Source organism: Chryseobacterium sp. II3a (genome assembly GCF_057815135.1).
In genome coordinates, this window is sequence record NZ_JBYPZJ010000002.1 from 332,800 (window position 1) to 353,159 (window position 20,360).

The 20,360-nt window shown below is 37.1% G+C and carries 11 protein-coding genes; all 11 read right to left on the reverse strand.

All coding sequences use genetic code 11. From position 1 onward, the window contains the following. Window positions 1–7: 7 nt before the first annotated feature. Window positions 8–2,290: a GH92 family glycosyl hydrolase gene (locus AC3HD6_RS06340; protein WP_488895583.1), complete on the reverse strand. Its 2,283-nt coding sequence runs from the start codon at window positions 2,288–2,290 to the stop codon at window positions 8–10. 17 nt (window positions 2,291–2,307) lie between these two features. Continuing rightward, the gene (locus AC3HD6_RS06345; RefSeq protein WP_488895584.1) at window positions 2,308–3,174 is read right to left on the reverse strand and encodes an ROK family protein; all 867 of its coding nucleotides are present in this window, start codon (window positions 3,172–3,174) and stop codon (window positions 2,308–2,310) included. A gap of 121 nt (window positions 3,175–3,295) precedes the next feature. Further along, complete coding sequence (locus tag AC3HD6_RS06350; RefSeq protein WP_488895585.1) at window positions 3,296–5,701, reverse strand: endo-beta-N-acetylglucosaminidase H; 2,406 nt, start codon at window positions 5,699–5,701, stop codon at window positions 3,296–3,298. A gap of 60 nt (window positions 5,702–5,761) precedes the next feature. Further along, window positions 5,762–7,912 carry an endo-beta-N-acetylglucosaminidase H gene (locus AC3HD6_RS06355; RefSeq protein WP_488895586.1) on the reverse strand — a complete coding sequence of 717 codons (2,151 nt, stop codon included), beginning with the start codon at window positions 7,910–7,912 and terminating at the stop codon, window positions 5,762–5,764. A gap of 109 nt (window positions 7,913–8,021) precedes the next feature. Continuing rightward, window positions 8,022–9,449, reverse strand: coding sequence for a glycoside hydrolase family 125 protein (locus AC3HD6_RS06360; RefSeq protein WP_488895587.1), 1,428 nt, complete (start codon window positions 9,447–9,449; stop codon window positions 8,022–8,024). Window positions 9,450–9,483: 34 nt separating this feature from the next. Continuing rightward, on the reverse strand, window positions 9,484–11,826 hold the full coding sequence (locus tag AC3HD6_RS06365) for a GH92 family glycosyl hydrolase (protein WP_488895940.1): 2,343 nt from the start codon (window positions 11,824–11,826) through the stop codon (window positions 9,484–9,486). 10 nt (window positions 11,827–11,836) lie between these two features. Beyond that, complete coding sequence (locus tag AC3HD6_RS06370; RefSeq protein WP_488895588.1) at window positions 11,837–12,808, reverse strand: glycoside hydrolase family 130 protein; 972 nt, start codon at window positions 12,806–12,808, stop codon at window positions 11,837–11,839. A gap of 34 nt (window positions 12,809–12,842) precedes the next feature. Next, window positions 12,843–14,141, reverse strand: coding sequence for an MFS transporter (locus AC3HD6_RS06375; protein WP_488895589.1), 1,299 nt, complete (start codon window positions 14,139–14,141; stop codon window positions 12,843–12,845). Between the two features lie 151 nt (window positions 14,142–14,292). Beyond that, complete coding sequence (locus tag AC3HD6_RS06380) at window positions 14,293–15,930, reverse strand: SusD/RagB family nutrient-binding outer membrane lipoprotein (protein ID WP_488895590.1); 1,638 nt, start codon at window positions 15,928–15,930, stop codon at window positions 14,293–14,295. A 14-nt stretch (window positions 15,931–15,944) separates the two neighbouring features. Then, entirely contained in the window at window positions 15,945–18,908 is a 2,964-nt protein-coding gene (locus AC3HD6_RS06385; RefSeq protein WP_488895591.1) for a SusC/RagA family TonB-linked outer membrane protein, read from the reverse strand. Between the two features lie 475 nt (window positions 18,909–19,383). Further along, window positions 19,384–20,262 carry an AraC family transcriptional regulator gene (locus tag AC3HD6_RS06390; protein WP_488895592.1) on the reverse strand — a complete coding sequence of 293 codons (879 nt, stop codon included), beginning with the start codon at window positions 20,260–20,262 and terminating at the stop codon, window positions 19,384–19,386. Between the last annotated feature and the right edge of the window lie 98 nt (window positions 20,263–20,360).

The window sequence follows — 20,360 nt, forward strand, 5'->3', positions numbered from 1 at the left end:
ATTAAAATTATTTACCTGATTCTTCTTTTGACATTGAATAGGGAAAATCTTTTTCCTGTGATCCTCTGTCTGTGTTCGGTTTACTATCCATTTTAAAGTCTAAAACTGCTCCTTTGATTAATTCTTTATGGCTCAGCCAATTCTTTGAATACGGCTGTTGATTTACGTTCAATGACTTTACATATAAATTGGCAGTGTTATTTTCCGGAGCTTTTATTTCAATTTTCTTGCCATTTTCCAGATGAATGGTTGCTTCTTTAAATAGTGGTGCTCCCAATACATACTGGTCTGTTGCTGGTGTTACCGGATAAAAGCCTAATGCTGAAAAAATATACCATGCGGAAGTCTGCCCATTGTCTTCATCTCCGCAATAGCCGTCAGGCGTAGCATGATATAGTTTGTTCATGACTTCTCTTGCCCAATACTGGGTTTTATAAGGAGCTCCTGCATAATTATACAGATAAATCATGTGCTGAATAGGCTGATTTCCATGGGCATACTGTCCCATATTCATAATCTGCATTTCTCTGATCTCATGAATCACTCCACCATAATAGCTGTCATCAAAAACCGGCGGTAATGAAAATACTTCATCCAATTTGGCCTCAAATTTCTTTTTACCACCCATCAATTCTGCCAGACCATTAATATCCTGGAAAACTGACCAGGTATAATGCCAGCTGTTTCCTTCTGTAAAAGCATCTCCCCATTTAAAAGGATTGAATGGTTTCTGGAAATTACCGTCTTTATTTTTTCCACGCATTAATCCTGTCTCTTTATCGAACAGATTTTTGTAATTATACGCTCTTTTTTTGTAAATATCAATTTCTGAAGCAGGTTTTCCTAATGCCTTTCCTAATTGATAGATGGAAAAATCATCATAAGCGTATTCTAATGTTCTGGCTGCATTCTCATTAATTTTCACATCATAAGGTACATACCCCAACTCATTGTAATATTTTACTCCTGCGCGGCCTACTGCTTTCATTGGTCCTTCATTGTTGGCACCATGTTTTACCGCCTGCCAAAGACTTTCCACATCATATCCACGAAGGCCTTTGATGTATGCATCTGCTACTACGGACGCAGAATTGTTTCCAATCATAATATCGGAATATCCGGGGCTGCTCCATTCTGGTAAGAATCCTCCTTCTTTGTAAGCATTCACTAATCCTTCCTGCATTTCTACATTGATGCTTGGATATACCAGGTTCAGGAAAGGATACAAAGCACGGAAAGTATCCCAGAAACCTGTTCCGGCAAACATTCTTCCGTCTGCAACTTTTCCATTGTACGGGCTCCAGTGCTTTACTTTATTCTGAGCATCAATTTCGTATAACTTTTGAGGGAAAAATAGGGTTCTGTAGAGTGAAGAATAAAAAGTTCTTATCTGCTGATCTGTTCCTCCTTTTACTTCTAATTTGCCTAAGGTTTTATTCCAGATATTTTTAGCATCTGTTTTTACCTGTTCAAAATTTCTGTTTCCGATCTCTCTTTTAAGGTTCAGCTCAGCCTGCTCAAAACTAATGAATGAAGAGGCTATTTTTGCATATACCGTTTCTTTATTTTTAAGTTTAAAACCTACTATTGCCCCGGTATGATTGCTGGTCATCTCTAATTGATTATTAATCAGTTTATCATCTTTCCATGTTTTGGTCAGCTCAAAGTCTTTATCAAACTGGATGACAAAGTAGTTTTTAAAATTATCATATTTTCCTGAAGAATATTTTGTAGTGTATCCCAGGATTTTTCTTTCTTTAGGTAAGATCTTGATGTAAGATCCTTTGTCTAATGCATCAATGACTACATAAGCGCTGTCTGTTTTTGGAAAATCAAATTTGAAAAAAGAAGCTCTTTCTGTAGGAGTAAATTCAGTGGTTACATTGATATCTGCTAAATAAACACTATAGAAATATGGTGTAGCAACCTCAGCTTTATGGCTGAACCAGCTTGCCCTGTCATCTTCTTTGAATTTTAGTTTCCCCACACCCGGCATGATGGAAAATGCTCCGTAATCATTCATCCATGGAGAAGGCTGATGGGTTTGCTTGAATCCTTTTATTTTATCGGCATCGTAAGTATAAGCCCATCCGTCACCCATTTTTCCGGTTTGTGCTGTCCAGAGGTTCATTCCCCATGGAAGCCCTACCGCCGGATAAGTATTTCCGTTGGATAAAGAAGGTTTGGATTGGGTTCCCATCAATGGATTCACATAATCTACAGGAGATATATTCTGACCAAACACCAAGGCCTGTAATAAAAGAAAGCAAGTAGAAAAAATAGACTTCATTGTATCGTTTCGTTTTATTAATTTATATAAGCTTTTTTTAATGCATAGCTAGCAGCTCCCAGAATGGCAGCATCCTCAAAAATGGCTGAAATTCTGACCTGCAAGTTAATATTATTCTTTATCAGATTCTGAGTAAATCTTTGCTCAAAATAAGGATAGGCTTTTGCTATATTTCCTCCTATAACTAAAACTTCCGGTTTGTAATGGTCTACATATTTCACAATAAAATCTGAGAAAGAATCTGCGTATTCATCAAACATCGTTTGCTGTATTTCTAAAGGTTTATCCAAAAGGTCTTTGGTTCCTGAAATCTGTTCTCCGGTCAGTTCTTCATAGCGCTTCACAAACCATCGTGTTGCCAGATAATCTTCACAAATAGAGACTTTAAATGGTGAATCCCACAGGTCTTCATCCGTTGCAAATTCTCCATTAAAGAATGTGGTTCCTAATCCGGTACCCAGCGTTACTCCAAAAACTCTTTTAAATCCTTGAACACAACCTCCAAATACTTCTCCTTCCATAAATGCAGCAGCATCATTTACAAAATGAATCTGTTTGGGAGAAACGGAAAGCCTTTCAGCCAACGCATCTTTTATATTCACCTGGTATATATCAATGAATTTTCCTTGCTGCATCAAGGAGGTCCCGTTTTCATAGTCGAAAGGGCCAGGCATTGCAATTCCTATTAAAAGATCATCTTTAATCAGGTTATGAGATGCTTTTTTAATAGCTGAAGTCCATGCGGAGAAAATAGTTTCTTTGTCATCAAAGGAATTGACATGCTCCCTTAGATACGTTGAAGTGATGATCTCTTTTTTTTCAGGATCTACCTGCGCCAATGTAATATGTGATCCACCAATATCGATTCCTAGTATATTCTGCATCATTTTTTATTTTAAATTCAAGCTATTTTTATTGACTTAAAAGCAGGCAAACAACATATAGCTTGTCTGCCCGCTTTACAATCTTTTCTATTTTTCATATAAAACACTCATTTACAGAGTGTTATTTTACAATAATCTTACCTGATGATACTATTTTATTTTTTGAGGATGTAATTTTGTAAATATAAGTACCTGCTGTCAGATCCTGTGTATTCACTGTGTTATTATTTTGATTAATATCCTGCTTTTTCAATAATTTTCCTGAAACGTCATAGAATAATATTTCGCTGGAACTATCAGCAACTGTAAAATGAATATCACTTCCTCTTTTAACGGGGTTCGGATAAGCAGTACTGTTTTCTTTTACAGATTCAACGTCTCTTACAGACAGTGAAGCGTTGCAAGGAACCTCTGTTTTCCAATTCGTATCATTCATGTTTACTAAGGTTGCAAAATGAGTATTTGCAGTAGCATCCAAAGCGCCTATTCCATTTCCTTCATCCATTTTCCAGTTGGCCTCCAGCCCTTGTGAATTGGCTGGCACATTACAGCTGTTATTCATAATTTCCTGGGCTGTTAATGCTCTTTTCCATACTCTGAATTCATCCAAAGAACCATTAAGTGCACGAGAATTGTCATAATTTCTTGCCAAATAAAGAATACCGTTGGCTGTAAAATTACCCGTAACCGGCGTACTTGCATCAAGATTGCCATTAATATACAGTTTCATCGCCGTTCCATCATAGGTTGCTGCCACATGGTACCATGTATTGGTATTAAATGCGGTGTTTGTATTGATTTTTGTCTGTGCGGAACCGAAGCTCAGGATAAACTGAAGTTTGTTATTCGCCAGACCGCCATCTCCGAATCTAAGCATTGCAGAATTGTTATCTCCTACTTCAATACCAAGTACTGATGAAATATTAGGGAAAGCAGTTTTAAAAGCATTTACTTTTACCCATCCTTCAATGGTTACTGCATTTCCGCTCAGGTTAAATTGCCCGGCATTCAGGTAATTTGTACTTCCGTTAAAGGAAAGTGATCTTGGACCAGGACTTACCACTGGTACAAATCCACTATTGAATGTGCCTTCTGTTGAATAGGTACTTGTTGTTCCACCTGTACAGGCAGTCTGTACTTTCCACACATAGTTTGTATTAGGGCTAAGATTTTGCAGAGAATAGCTATTCGTATTAATATTCTGAACTTCACTCCATGAAGCAGCAGCGGCTGTTTTGTATTGAAGTGTATAAGAAGATGCTGTTCCGGCATCCCATGACAATTGAGCGGAATTTCCAAGATAGCTTCCTGACATCAGTCCTGAAGGTGTTGCACATCCGTTTCCTGAATTGAACCTTGGAGCAAAAAGATAGGTACTGGTTAAGGTTGAAGAGCAATTAGACTGTATTCTCCAATCATAATCTGTATTCATGGTTAAATTACTGATTGTGATATTACTTCCGGAGTAGTTAGTTCCTACATTGGTCCATATTGTTGAATTAGCAGGTTTATAATCAATATTATAGGTCTGGGAGCCATTGGAAGTCCAATTCAATTTGGCTGATGTCCCTGTAACATTAGTAACTTCCAGTCCTAACGGTGGATCGCAAGCCTGTCCTTGACTCCATGAATACAATTGTCCGCTTAACTGAGTGTTTTCATTATAAAGAATATTGGATCCGGTACTCAGATAGCTGGCAACATTAGTTCCTCCTAGGTCGTACCACATAAATACACCATAACCATCATTTTTTGTATTATTCGCTAAAGATGTTAATGTAGAAACTGATGTAGACTGTGGGTTTGAATTCTGGATCCAGGTTGCAGCAGCGGAAAGCTTTGAGTTATTGAGAGGCGGTACATTCGGAGCACTGTAGGTCCCATAAAAAGGATTCCAGCTATAATCAATATAATTACCCGCCAGATCTCCATTATAACTCTGTCTGCTCGTTGCAGGTCCTAAATAATAAAATGTTATTAACTTGTCAGGCATCGCAGCTTTAAGCTCTTGCAATAACATTACAAAAGAACTGTTATTTGGCTGACCCGTTCCGTTATTTCCATATCCTGCATATTCGTCGTCAAGATCTACTCCATCCAGCCCATACGTATATACTGTGTGAGCTACCTGCAGAGCAAAATCTCTTGCAGCTTCACGATTAGGAAAATTAGAGATTCCAGCACCTTGATGATTTCCCAAAATATCCAGTAACACTTTAATTCCCTTCTGTTGTAAAGGTTTTACATAAGTATTGACATCATTCAATACTTTGGTAACATTATTATTATTTGAGATATATGCTCTGCTTTTAGAAACATCATAATTGATATTGGCTGCGAAGATGATGGCCACATCAAAAAGCTGCCTGTTAGTACTCTGCAAAGTATAAGACCCTGCATTCAGCATATTATTGTTATTCACTTCTACATAGCAAACTCCCAAAGGATTAAGCTGCTGGGCCTTGAGCTGAGAAACAGTCTGAAGCATTAAAGCCATTAGAGGAATAAGAAAGGATTTTTTTTTCATAGATATTATTTTTTATTAAAAGAGGAAAAGTCATTGAGCCTAAGCCCAATGACTATATTATTATTTTATCATTAGTTTCTCTGTCTGTTTTATACTTCCGTTCTGAGATTCAAACTGAAGAATATAATTTCCTGATGAAAGTCCAGAGGATTCATATTGGTTCTCTCCGGTATTCAGTGATTTTGTTTCTCTAATTCTTCCATAAAAATCATAGATTGTCAATTTTCCTTTGTTATATTCATCAGAAACAGAAACTGTAAATGATGAAGATTTACTTACTGGATTTGGAAATATTTTGATTGGATTCTTGGTATTGATATCTCCTGTTACATTTTGCGTTATTGCATTTCTCAATAATTTTGAGGTTCCGGTTGCACACGGCAAGTCTGTTACCCAATTTGATGCATCCACACCCGTTAATGATAAAGAAACCCCATTTCCAGAATTGTCTTGAACCGTTGAACCACTTCCTTCATTGAATTTCCAATAAGCGGCAAGAGAAGCAGCCGGAACAGAAACATTACACATGTTCTGACTGATTTCCGTTTGTGTTAATGCTTTTTTCCAAACTCTGACTTCATCTATTTTACCATTGAAATTTCTGGAAGTATTGTATAAATATCCCACATTAAATGCTCCATTTGAATTTACATTTCCGGATTGTGCTTTACTTGCATCCAGAGTACCATTGATATAAAGTTTCATTGTACTTCCATCATATGTTGCTGCTACATGATACCATGTATTGGCATTCAAGGCAGTAGAAGAAGCCAGTTTTTGCTGCACATTATTGATACTTAATACAAACTGGAGTTTATTATTAGCAAGCCCTGCATCTCCAAGTCTTAGTAATGCTGAATTAGTATCTCCTGCTTCTGTCCCCATAATAGAAGAAATATATGGAGATGCTGATTTGAAGGATGAAGGTTTGATCCAGCCCTCAAAAGATAATGCCGATCCACTTAAATTCATATTTCCGGCTGCTCCTGACTCACTTGTCCCATCCAAAGACAGAGCATAAGAACCTGTAGGAGTTGTTGTACCTGATCCACTATTGAATCTCGGAGCGAACATATACGTACTTTTTACACTACAGTTTGTTCTGATTCTCCAATCGTATTCAGTATTGGCTGTTAGTCCTGAAACTGTAACTGAACTAGAGCTGACTGCTGTAGCTGCGCTTGTCCATGTTGTTGAAGAGGCAGGTTTATAATCAATATCGTAGGTATTGGTTCCTACTGTTGACCAGTTTAGTTTTGCGCTGGTTCCGGTAAGATTGCTCGTAAATAATCCAATAGGTGCATCACAATTGGTCCCTTGTGTCCATGATTGTAAAGTTCCACTTAAAACTGTGGCTTCACCATATAATGTTTGGGTACCTGCTGAAAGTTGAGAAGTCTGATTGGTTCCTTTAAGGTCATACCAAAGATATAATCCATACCCTCCGTTTTTCGTTTGAGTAGCCAGGCTGGTTGTTGTAGAATTCGAAGTATTTCCCAACCATACTGCTGCCGGAGAAATTTGGGCTTTAGTAAGAGGTGGCACATTAGGAGCGGAGAAGGTTCCATACATCGCATTCCAGCTGTAGTTGATGTTATCTCCTACTCTGGCTCCGTTCCAGGAAAGCCTTGAAGCGGCATCTCCGTAATAGTAGAATGAAATGATTTTATCCGGAAGCAATGCTCTTAATTCCTGAACAAGCATTACGAAGGAACTGTCATTAGGCTGCCCTGTTCCGTTGTTTCCATAATCTGAATATTCATCATCAAAATCAATCCCATCCAGACCATAAGTATTTACTGTATTGGCTAACTGTACTGCAAAGTCTTTTGCGGCCTCGCGGGTTGGGAAATTACATATTCCTGCTCCCTGGTGATTTCCCAGAATGGTAAGAACTACTTTCATTCCTTTCTGCTGCAAAGGTTTAATATAAGTGTCCGCATTGGTAAGAACCTTGGTCACATTATTATTAGAATACAGATAAGCTCTTCCACGGCTGGTATCATAATTAATATTAGCCGCAAAAATATTCACCACATTGAACAGATAACTGTTTGATGTTTGCAATTTGTACGCTCCTGCATTCAGGATGTTGTTGTTATTCACTTCCACATAGCATATTCCTTTAGGATTAAGCTGCTGTGCGTTAAGAAAAGCACCAGACTGAAGGGCCATGGCCATCAGTACAGTAAGGATTGATTTTTTTTTCATTGTATAATCTTTTTAAGGTGTTTTGGTGTTTGAATTTTATATAGCAGTCCCCTGATCCTTTCATTTTGTGGAAAGCATCTTAAGTAAATAAGCCATATAAAATTGTGGGCTATGTCAGTAGCTGAGGGTTTTCGTTAAATGTTTTCCACAACAATTCGCCAAATAAGGTATTGGACCATGCAAACCATTCTCTGGTGAATTTTTTGTCGTTGTCTTTATGGAAGGATTCATGCATAAAGCCTGTCCCGCCGTGCGTTTTCTGTAAGGTATCTATACACCATTTGATCTCACTTTTGTCTGTTGTAGTGAGTGCTTTCATAATGATACTCATTGGCCAGATCATATCCAGACCAATATGAGGGCCTCCTATTCCTTCTGCCAGTTTTCCTTTAAAAAAGAATGGATTATTTTCCGACCAAACGAATTTCCTTGTATTCTGATAAACAGGGTCGTCAGCTTTCACCGCATCCAGATAAGGTAATCCTAACAGACTTGGACAGTTTGCATCATCCATCAGGTTATAACTTCCGAAACCATTGACTTCAAAAGCATATATTTTTCCAAATTCAGGATGATTATAAATTCCATATTTTTTGATGGCTGCATCTACCTCATCAGCAAGGCTGTTCAGTTGCTGAGCCAAGGTTTTTTCATTTTTAATCTGAGAAACCATTTCTGCAGCCTGGCGTAAACTTACTACTGCAAATAAGTTGGAAGGAATCAAAAATCCATAGATTGTAGCATCATCACTTGGACGGAACATAGAACTGATAAGACCTACAGGTTTGGTCGGATAACCATATCCACCCATTGGAACTCCATCAGTAGCCCAAGCCGTTGTACGTTCAAATTTATAGGGTCCAAGATCATTCTTTCTCTGCTGCTCTGTGAAAGTTTGTAGTGTAAGTTTTATCCCTTGCAGCCAATTAGCATCAAAAGGTTTTGTATCTCCTGTTGTTTTCCAGAAGTGATACGCTAAACGAATAGGATAACACAATGAATCAATCTCCCATTTTCTTTCATGGGTTCCCGGTTTCATATCAGTATGATCATATTCTTTCCACTTACTGATTTTTTGATCATCATTGTAGAATGCGTTGGCATAAGGATCTTTCAGGATAAACTTTGTTTGCTTATGGATAACTCCGGAAATAAGTTTGTGAAGCTTCTCGTCTTTCTTAGAGAACTGCAGGTATGGAAAAACCTGTGCAGAGCTATCCCGAAGCCACATCGCATCAATATCTCCCGTAATCACATAAGTATCCGGTGTTCCGTTAGTTTCACTGTAGAAAACAGTAGTATCTAATGTATTTGGAAAGCAGTTCTCAAATAGCCAGCTTAGCTCTTTATTGTTTACTTTCTTTTTAAAGGCTGCAATAGCATTTTCTACGGATTCGCTGGTAAAATGTCTTTTATCTTTAGGAACACGAACTACAGGAAATCCTTCCGTAGCAAGGGTTTTAGCAAAAACATTCTGAGTAAACATTAATCCTGCTCCGGCCAATGCACTTGTTTTAATAAAATCTCTCCTTTCCATTGATACTTTTATTTCGTTTATTTTTTATTAGTCTTTATTTTACAGGCTTGCTTCCCATTACAAATCTTAACTCACCACCATTCATGATATCACTGTGGTTCAGTTCCCAACTTTTGTACTCTTTTCCATTCAGGAACATTTTCTGTACATAGATATTTTTATCTGAAATTTTATCAGCAATCACCGTGAAGGTTTTCCCGTTTTCAAGTTGTAATGAAGCTTTCGGGAACTGTGGGGCTCCAATAGCATATACAGGTTTTCCTGGTGTTACAGGATAGAATCCTAATGAAGAAAAAATATACCATGCTGACATCTGCCCGCAGTCTTCATTATTCACAATCCCATCCGGTTTGGCAGCATACATATTATCACGGATGTATTTTACCATTTTCTGTGTTTTGTAAGGACTTCCGGCATAATTATAAAGGTATGGAACATGATGTCCCGGCTCATCACCAAATCCTAAAGACCCGATGAATCCAGAAATATCAACATGCTGCTCGCCTTCCATTTTAAGGTTTTCAGTAAATGTTTTATCCAGTTTTTCTTCAAACCCTTTCTTCCCGCCATACAAATTCATCATTTCATTAATCTGATGCGGAACAAAGAAGTCATAAGCCCATATATTTCCAGATACCCAATGTGGCTGAAGTTTTTTCCAGTCATTAAGAGGGAAATCTGCTAAGAACTTTCCATTTTTTTGTCTCGGCCAGAAATGATTATTCTCTTTATTGAAGGTATTCAAGAAGTTCATTGAGCGTTTTTTGTACACTTCTGCTTCATCCTTCTTTCCTAATTTCTCTGCCAGCTGCTGAATACACCAGTCATCGTATGAATATTCTAATGTTGCAGAAACAGAAGCTCCGTTTTCGGAAGGAGTATAGCCAAGCTTAATATAATCATTAAGGCCACCGCCTCCATCACTGCTGCTCATTTTATCTGTAAGAGAAGCATCTTTCATCGCGGCAAAAGCTTTTTCGCCATCAATACCGGGAACTCCTTTGGAAATAGCATCCCAGATTACTGACGCACTGTGGTAACCCAGCATACAAAAATTATCATACCCGCATAATTCCCAGATAGGCATATGATCTTTACGATCCGTATATCTGCTAATAAGAGAATTGGCAAATTCCTTGGTATGTTTCTGATCCATAATCGTCAATAATGGATGGGTAGCTCTAAAGCCATCCCAGTAGGAATATGTACTATAGTTCGTGAACCATTTGGTATTCATATTTTCCTGAGCTGCTACATAATCTCCATTCACATCCATATAAAGGTTTGGAGCGATAAATGTATGATAAACTCCTGTGTAGAATATCTTTCTCTGACTATCTGTACCTCCGGTTACCTGAAACCTTCCAATAAGATCTCTCCAGGTCTTTTGTGCAGTCTCTTTAGCTTTTGCGAAATCTATGTTTTTTGCTTCTGTATCAAAGTTTTCCTGCGCATTTTCTGTGCTTACCGGAGATAGAGAAACTTTTACTTCAATACTTTCCTGATCTTCAGTAGCAAATCTTACAAAAGCCTTAGCATCTTTAGCCAGGGCAATTTTTTCATTGTCTTTTATTTTCCCTTCAGCATAAACCCCATAAGATTTAAACGGTTTGGAAAATTCCATTACAAAATAGGCAAATCTCTTTCCGCCCCAGCCATTGCTGTAGCAATATCCTTTAATCTTGTTATTCCCTTCTACACTTACCAATGTGTGATAAATGTTTCCGAAGATTTTATTCGTAGGATCAATAATAATATTGGCTTCATCCGTCTTTGGGAAGGTATATTTATGGAATCCTACTCTCGGAGAAGCAGTAAGTTCTGCTTTAATCCCATAACTGTCCAGCATTACAGAATAGTATCCTGGTGCTGCTGTTTCTTTATCATGAGTGAATGTTGAACGATATCCGGTTTCTGGTTTATCCTCTGATCCCGGAACCATTTTTACCTGTCCTACTGTTGGCATTACCAGAATATCTCCCAGATCTGCCCAACCTGTACCACTAAGGTGATTATGACTGAATCCCATGATCGTCTTACTGCTGTAATGATATCCGGAACACCAGTCCCAGTCACCACTTTTCGTATTTTGATCCGGACTCAGCTGAATCATTCCGAATGGTGTAGTTGCTCCCGGAAAGGTATGCCCATGCCCTCCTGTTCCTATAAACGGATCTACCCATGATAAAATATCATTCTTATTGTATTGGGCATTCGCTAAGGAAATCAAGGATGTAAAAAAACAAATCAGCAATTCTTTTTTCATGATAAGAGAGTATCGGGGATTTTTTAATTTAAAAGTTTGTTTAAAAATAGGAAAACCATTACAAAGATCCCAAAAAGGAGAGCAATTAAGCTGGTTTTTATATTTTTTTATCTTAAAATAATTAGATTGAATTCTTTTTCATAAAATCAATAATTTCTGAAATATATCCAAAGGCTATGGCCACTACAGTATCGGCTGCGCCATAATACACTGTTACTTTGTCTCCTTCCGTCAAAGCTGCGCAAGGGAAAACCACATTCGGCACATCACCTGTTAGCTCGTACAGTTCTGCCGGAGCTAATAAATAAGGTTTTGTTCTGTACAATACTTTTGCAGGATCTTCAAGGTCAAGCAAAGCAGCTCCCATCGAATATCTAAACCCATTGCAGGTATTGATAACTCCATGATAAAAAAGCAGCCACCCTTCTTCCGTTTTAATAGGAACCGGTCCACCTCCAATCTTCGTACATTGCCATGCACTGTCTTCGAAAGGAGCAACTTTCATTACACAGCGGTGCTCACCCCAGTACTTCATATCAGGACTATAGCTGATATAAATATCTCCAAAAGGAGTATGTCCATTATCACTCGGACGGCTCAACATCGCATATTTACCATTGATTTTTTCCGGAAAAAGCACTCCGTTTCTGTTGAAAGGCAGAAATGCATTTTCGCACTGGAAAAATTCTTTAAAATCAAAAGTATATCCAATTCCGATGGTAGGCCCATTGTATCCGTTGCACCATGTGATCCAGTAGCGGTCTTCTATAAAGGTGACACGGGGATCATATTTGTAATCGGATTCAATCATATCAGTATTTCCGGCATGCATTTCAATCGGATCATGATTGATGTCCCAATTGATTCCATCTTTACTGAACCCTGCGAAAATATTCATCTGTACTGCTTTGTTATCACAACGGAACACTCCGGCAAACCCATCTTCAAAAGGGATTACTGCACTATTGAATACACTGTTGGATGTGGGTATCGCATATCTGTCAATGATCGGGTTTTCGGAAAACCTCCACATAGTATCATTACAACCTTCCGGGCGATCCTGCCAAGGGATCATTACTGATTGAGCTGTCATAAAGTATTTTTACTTTTTATTTAAAATTTGTTTATTAATTGATTGGTTCTTCTTTCTGATTTTCTGAATAAGGGAAAGGAACGAACAGAGTCACAAGAAAAGCAGGAATGGTAGCAATCAGCACCCAGATGAAGAACATTTTATATCCAATCCAGTCACTAATCATCCCACTGAACATTCCCGGAATCATTACTCCAAGGTTCATAATTCCTGTAGCAAAAGCATAATGAGCTGTTTTATGTTTTCCAGGAGCAATCTGTTGCATCATATAAAGCATTAATCCCACAAAACCGAATCCATAACCAAAGTATTCTACCACTACAGCAATTCCTACGGGTAAAAGATCTACCGGCTGATAATAAGCCAGCAATGCATACACCACAAATGGAATATTGAATGCACAGCAGAGCCAAATTAAAGATTTCTTCAATCCGCGGGCTGAAATAAAATATCCTGCCAAAACAGATCCCAGAATGAATGCCGCAGAACCATAAGTTCCATAAATAAGTCCAATATCTGAAGTACATAATCCTAATCCACCTGAAGTTCTTGGTGCTTTAAAAAATAAAGGAGCTATTTTTATCGCAAAACCTTCTGCAAAACGGTACAGGATAATGAACAGTAATGACCACAGAATATTCTTTTTGGTAAAGAAAGAAGTGATTACTTCCAATAATTCTTTGCGGACATTTCCTGCTGTTTTTTCATCTTTCTGAGCCTCTTTATTTTCTTTAGGCAGAATGAAATAATGATAAATAGCTAATGCAAAAAACAATAGTGCATAGACCACCATAATGATCATCCAGGCGTGGGTAACTCCCTTTGTTTTTTCTAACACTCCAGCTGCATATACTAAAGCTCCGCTGCTGATAATCTTGGCAAGGTTATAAAATGCTCCCTGCCAGCCAATGTACCTGGCTTGTTCTTTATTGGTAAGAAAACCAATATAAGTTCCATCTGCAACTACATCATGCGTAGCCCCACAAAAGGCTACTACTGCAAAAAGAGCAATGCTGTATTTAAAAAAATCATGCAAAGGCAGACTTAAGGCAACTAAGGCAAAGAGAATCCCTATGGCAAACTGGGTAGAAACAACAAAGAATTTTTTGGTTTTATAGATCTCCAGAAAAGGACTCCAAAGTGGCTTTAACGTCCATGAAAACATAATGAGAGCCGTCCAGAAAGTGATCTGTGAATCCGAAACTCCCATATCCTTATACATGATTCCTGACACCGCATTAATGGTTACAAAGGGCACACCCATTGCAAAATATAATGTGGATATCCAGAGAATTGGCTGAATCCGACGGGTTCCGGAGTTGTTTTTTCCCATATTTAAAAATAAGATTCTAAAGAAAAAGAGAACATCTCAAAGTTCATTCCGGCTAAAAACGAAACTATAAATTTTTGGGAGATCCTACGCCTATCTCCTGCCCGAATGATTATCCTTTATGAGATGTCTCTGTATTTTTGAAGTGATTTGATTATTTCTTATCCCACCATAACTTGGTAGCTCCGTTATCCGGGCCGCCTAATTGCTGCACCGCCTGTGCGTAATTGAAAGTCGAATTTTTTGTATCATTTGTAAATGGAATTCTTCTGATCATCTGATCTGTTCCAATTAATCCTCCACTATCATTTTTTCTGACTTTGAATAAAATTGGGTAGCCCGTTCTTCTTTGTTCAGCCCATGCTTCAGGACCATCCGGATAAAGAGCTAACCATTTTTGAGTGATGATTCTTTCAAGTTTCTTTTCGTTGGAATCACTGTTGTTCCAAGCAATTGTAATGGTGCTTAATTGAGAGTCTCCGGCAAGTATATTATTGGCTGTATTTTTAGGATCAATGTAAGGAGCTTCTGTTGAAACGTTATCAGCAAGATAATTAGCGACATCAGAACTTTTCCCCCATTCTCCAAAAGATTGAGTGATACCTGCCTGGTAATTAGCTTGTGCATCCCCTGCACCTGAGTAACCTCTCAAAGCTGCTTCAGCTTTTAAAAACCATGTTTCAGCAGCAGTAAATAATTTGAACTTTCCATCAGTGCCTGAGAAATAATCTCCACTGGCAGCTCTTGCTGCAGGTTGAGAATAGCCTCCATAGGTTGGTTTCCCATTAATTAAATCAATTCCTTGACGTATTCCTATATATTGTGGTTTACCTCCTACAAAAGTTGCAGGATCTGTTGCAGGATTAGCATACGCAGAAAGTCTGGGATCTTTGAAACCACTCATATAAGCCATTATGGGTGCTCCTATATAACAGTCACCCCATGAATAGATAATAAAACTTAATTCGTGCTGCCCAACACTTATCAATGCATTATCTGTATTATCAGATATTAACCCTGCGGAAGAAGCAAAGACTTCCTCTGCATATTTTTTTGATTTTACAGGATCAGCATAGCTCATACGTAGAGCAAATCTTAGCTTTAGAGAGTTTGCTAATTTTGCCCATTTGACGATGTCTCCACCATAGATCAAATCTGCTTTTTTCACAACAGATTTATCTTCTACATTCTGGGTTGCGGGAGTATTTTGTACTTTTTGCAAATCAGAAATAGCAGCGGTAAGATCATTAATAAAATTATTGTAAGCGTCCTGCTGAGAATCAAAATCTGTAATCCCGTTTGCATTAGGAGTATCATATTTACTATATACTACAGGCCCATGGCGGTCTGAAACTCTTGCGGCTGTAAGAATTTTCAATATTTTTTTCACTGCAAAAGTTGCAGTAAAATCTATTCCAGGATAGTTATTTTTTGCAGCGTTATCAATGATAATAGAATTATTAAAAGTATCTTGCTGTTTAGAAATGATCCTATTGTTCCAGTTATCCATCATTAGATAAGTAAGATTATTTGTACCTCCATTAAATTGTGATGCTGTACTAAACATTCCACTATACATATCTGCATTGAGATTCGTTGCTAACTGATAATCTGCCTGAAAACCTCTTTGCATGGCTTTCATAGGGTCTACAATTGCCTTAAAGTCTGCATAAAAATTTTCCGGACCGCCAACTTTCTCTTGATTAAACTGTTCAAAATCTCCGGTACAACTGGAGGCAGAAAAAAGTACAGCTACTCCAAGCATATAAGTTTTAATATTAATTATTCTCATTTTAGTTTGTATATTTAGAAGTTAGCTTTTAATGATAATCCGATAGATCTGGTAATAGGTATACCAAAAGAATCTACTCCTACCCCCCCAGGTGTGTTTCCTGATACCTGTTCAGGATCAAATGGTGCTTTTTTATAAAAGAAAAATAGATTTGTTCCCACTAAACTTACCGTCGCATTTCTCAGGTAACTAGAATTGATATCAAAAGTATACCCTATAGATGCTTGGCGCAGCCTTACAGTGGTTGCGCTGTAGATATAGGCTTCATCAATTCCTGCTCCTTCCTGGTTGGCTCCTATCGCTTTATAATAAGCTTGTGCATCAGTTAACCCAGTATAGGCAGCTCCTGCATTTGGTGTTCCTGGTGCATATACAGCATTAGGGATAGCTACTCCACCTGCATCCCTGGCAGAAGCACTGTTCTGGCTTACCCCAAGCATATCATTTGCTTTTTCTGTAAGAGACAGAACCTGACCTCCGAATTTCCCATCAATAAGAAAAGAGATCCCTAATTTTCCAATATTAAAAGAGTTATTAAACCCTAACATAAACTTAGGATTCGGATTCCCCAAATAACCAATTTGTTGTTTATCTGCTATAGGCTTTCCCTGGGCATCTACTAAAATTCTTCCCTGATCATCTCTCAGAAACTTAATACCATAGATATCTCCGAAAGACCCACCCACTCTAAGTTTTGTATAAGCTCCACCACCAGTAAGTGCAAGGAGCAAATCGTCCTTAACATTTAATCGATCAGGAAATAATTCTACAATTTTGTTTTTGTTCGCAGAACCATTTAAACTGGCCGTCCAACCCAATTTTTCTGAATCTAATATTTTATAGGATAGAGAAGCTTCAAAACCTGTATTTTGTATCTTTCCAGCATTTACATAATATGAACCAGACGGCAAACCTCCTAAGTTAGAAGAAATGGTAATAGGTAAAAGCTGGTTGGTCGCATTTGAATTGTAATAGGTGATATCAAAACTTAAACGGTTTTTAAACAATCTTAATTCAGTACCCACTTCAAAAGTTTTATTAAGCTCTGGTTTTACAAATAATTCCTTGAATGCAGGGTCTGTCACAAGTGAATATTTAGGATATATAATCTGACCGGCATCAACAATATATCCATAAGCAGTATTATATGGATTGGTTGCAGTCGTTAAATTTGCAGGCAATCCTAATCCTACGGTAGCATAGGAACCTCTTATTTTCCAAAAGCTAATGGCTTCAGGAAGTTTAAAGATTGAGGATAATACAGCATTAGCACCCACAGATTCATAATCATATCCACTGGTTCCTGTATAAGCCAAACTAGAATCCCAGTCATTTCTAAAAGTCATATCCACAAAGAACATATTTTTATACCCCAAAGATGCACTTGCAAAAACCGACTGGATTTGTTTTTTAGTACTATAGATTATATTATGAAAGCCATCTCCTACCCCTCTGTTTACATTCCATTGCAGATTACTCACAGTAAACAAATTTGGAGCTGCTAAATAAGCATTATCAATTTCTGTAACTGTATTTCTTGAAGTATTGATACTTCCTCCCACTGTAAAATCTAATGAAATGTCTTCACTTAATTTTGGACTACCTACCAATAATACATCCCCATAAGTAGAAGAGTTTTCGTATTTATTTTGAAGGAATCTTCCATTTTCGCCATTGCTCGTTATAAGATTTGGATCTGAATATGCCGAAACGCCTCTTTGACTATCCGTAATATTCCAGCTATAGTTCCCTCTTACTCTTGCTGATAACCATGGATTGATTTGATATGCCAATGATAAGGCACTATATGTATTTTTATTGTTAACAGTAACTTTATTTCTATTTAATATCCAATAAGGGTTTTGTGTTGCAGGATTTCCGTTGAATTTTCCATCTGCTCCTATAGCCCACCAATTCTGAGCAGGTAATAATCTTGTTTTATCTATAAAAGAATAGTTACTATTATTATATTGATCAAAGTCTACTCCCCTGGGTAACCAGTATAAACTCACTAAAGGTGAGAAAGAAATGCCGGGAGTCTGTCTGTTGATACTGTTTTGTATAGAGCCAATAAAATTAGCATCCAATGTTAATTTATCATTCAGATATTTGCTGGAATTTCTAAAAGAGACATTATATTGATCAAAATAAGAAGAAGGGACAATCCCTTTATTGGTAGTATTTCCTATTGAGAAATAATTCGTTGATTTTTCGGTTCCCGACTGAAAAGAAAGGCTATTAACCCATGTTGTACCAGTTTGTAGAAAATCTTTTAGATAGTCCTTAGATGTCCCTTTTGCACCCCAGCTTTCATTGGAAATACCTGGAGTTTGGCCAGAGACTGCCGGATCATAAGACAGATAACTATTCTGTAATTTAGGAAGACTATATGCCTGATCTACCGTAAAACTTGTATTGTAACTTATAGAACTTTTACCTACTTTTCCTTTTTTAGTGGTAATCAGAATAACGCCATTTCCCCCAATAGAACCATAAAGTGCCGAAGCCGAAGCTCCTTTTAAGAAGTTAATGCTTTCAATGTCATCCGGATTGATAGAGCTTAAAACATCACCTGCGTCTGGCATGGTAGAGTATTGGCTGGCTTCTGGAGCTTTTCCAACACTATTAATAATAGGAATACCATCTATTACGTATAAAGGCTGACTGCTACTGGCTGATTTATTTCCTCTCATTAAAACCCTCACCGAACTTCCTACACCGTTAGTTCTATTGATCTGTACATTGGAAACTTTTCCACTGATAGAGTTTAAAAAATTGGGCGTTTTCACTTCTGTCAGTTCATCACCGCCAATTTGCTGGCTGGAATAGGTCAAAGCGCGGGCTTGCTTTTTAATCCCCAAAGAGGTGACTACGACCTCCTGAATATCGGTTGTCTTCGTAGTGTCGGCCGCTTTTTTTTCCTGTGCAGTGGCAGAAAGGGAAAAAACAAATAGAACCGGTATAACTGCTTTTCTCATAAGGTTTAGATTAGTTAGATTTAATTGAGAATCAATGACATTACTTTAAATTCAACACCTAAAATTTTATTGTTTTTTTAGCAATATTTTGCTGTTTATGTATTAAATTATTTAAAGTTTAGTTAAGATTTAATTCACATTAACAAATCTAAATTTTGTAACCAGTCCGATATAATACTATTTTATCATAAAACGATATTATTTTTTCAGTACTTTAATTTTTAAGTGCATAAAGCACTAATTATCAATAAATTAAAACTCAATCTCAAGAATTGAAAAAAGGGGAATTATTTTTACTTTTTTCTCATCAAATAATAAAACCTAGTTCTATTTTTGAGCAGAAAGAGTAAACAAAATGAGGGATAGACAGCTATTGTGTCTTAGAAATTTCTCATTCTCTTCATTTCGTTCAGAATGACAGAAGGTATTTTTATGGAAATTTAAGATCACTGAAAAGTAAATCTTTGAAAAATAATTATTCGATTTTTTTTACCCCTTTAAATTGTTCCCTAAATTCTGTAGGAGTCGTTTTTTTAATGGATTTAAAAACTTTGTTGAAGTTCGCTATATTGTTGAATCCAGCTTCAAAAGCAATTTCAAAAACAGTAAGATTCTTTTCCATCAGCCAGCGGGCCGCATAGCTTATTCTGATCTCATTGAGATAGTTGATAAATGTTGTCCCCATTCTTTTTTTAATAAATCTATTGAATGTCACATTACTCATGTTCACCAATGAAGCAGCATTGTCCAGCGTTATTTTATTTTCAAAATTCTTATGAACAAAATCATGGATCACTTTCATTTTATCATTATCATCAAAAGTCTCAAGTTCAATACTGTAGGATGACAAAAGCGTTTTTTCTTCCGCAACGGCTAACTCATTGAGAATTTTCATAATTTCTATGAAAGATTCAAAACTGTTCATCTTAGATAGATTAAGAAACGAATCTTTTAGTTTTTCTGCAGTTTCCGTAGAAAATAAAATTCCTCTGATGGAATCTTTAATCAGATTATTGATTGGTTTCAGGATATTTTTCTGCATCATGGATTGATTAAAGAAATCCTGATTAAACTGTACAGTAATTTCGTGAGTTTTCCTGTTCTTACATTTATAATTTGCCCAGCAATGAGGTAAATTGGGACCTACCAACACCAGTTCCAGATCCCCAATCTCTCCAGTATGGTCTCCAATCATTCTACGATACCCCTTCCCTTTGTAAACGAAATTAATTTCAATTTCCGGATGATAGTGATAGGGAAAATCAAACGATTCCTTAATCCTGTCAAATACAAGAAAACTGTCTTCAGGAGATAGTGGAGTTATTTCTCTAAGAATATTTTCTAGTCCGTTCATTCAGGCAGTTTTGGAAAAAGGTTAAAAATATCGTTCGCGGTACAAATATTTGTAAAAATGATAAAATAATATCAATGTAAAAACATATTTTCTGTTTT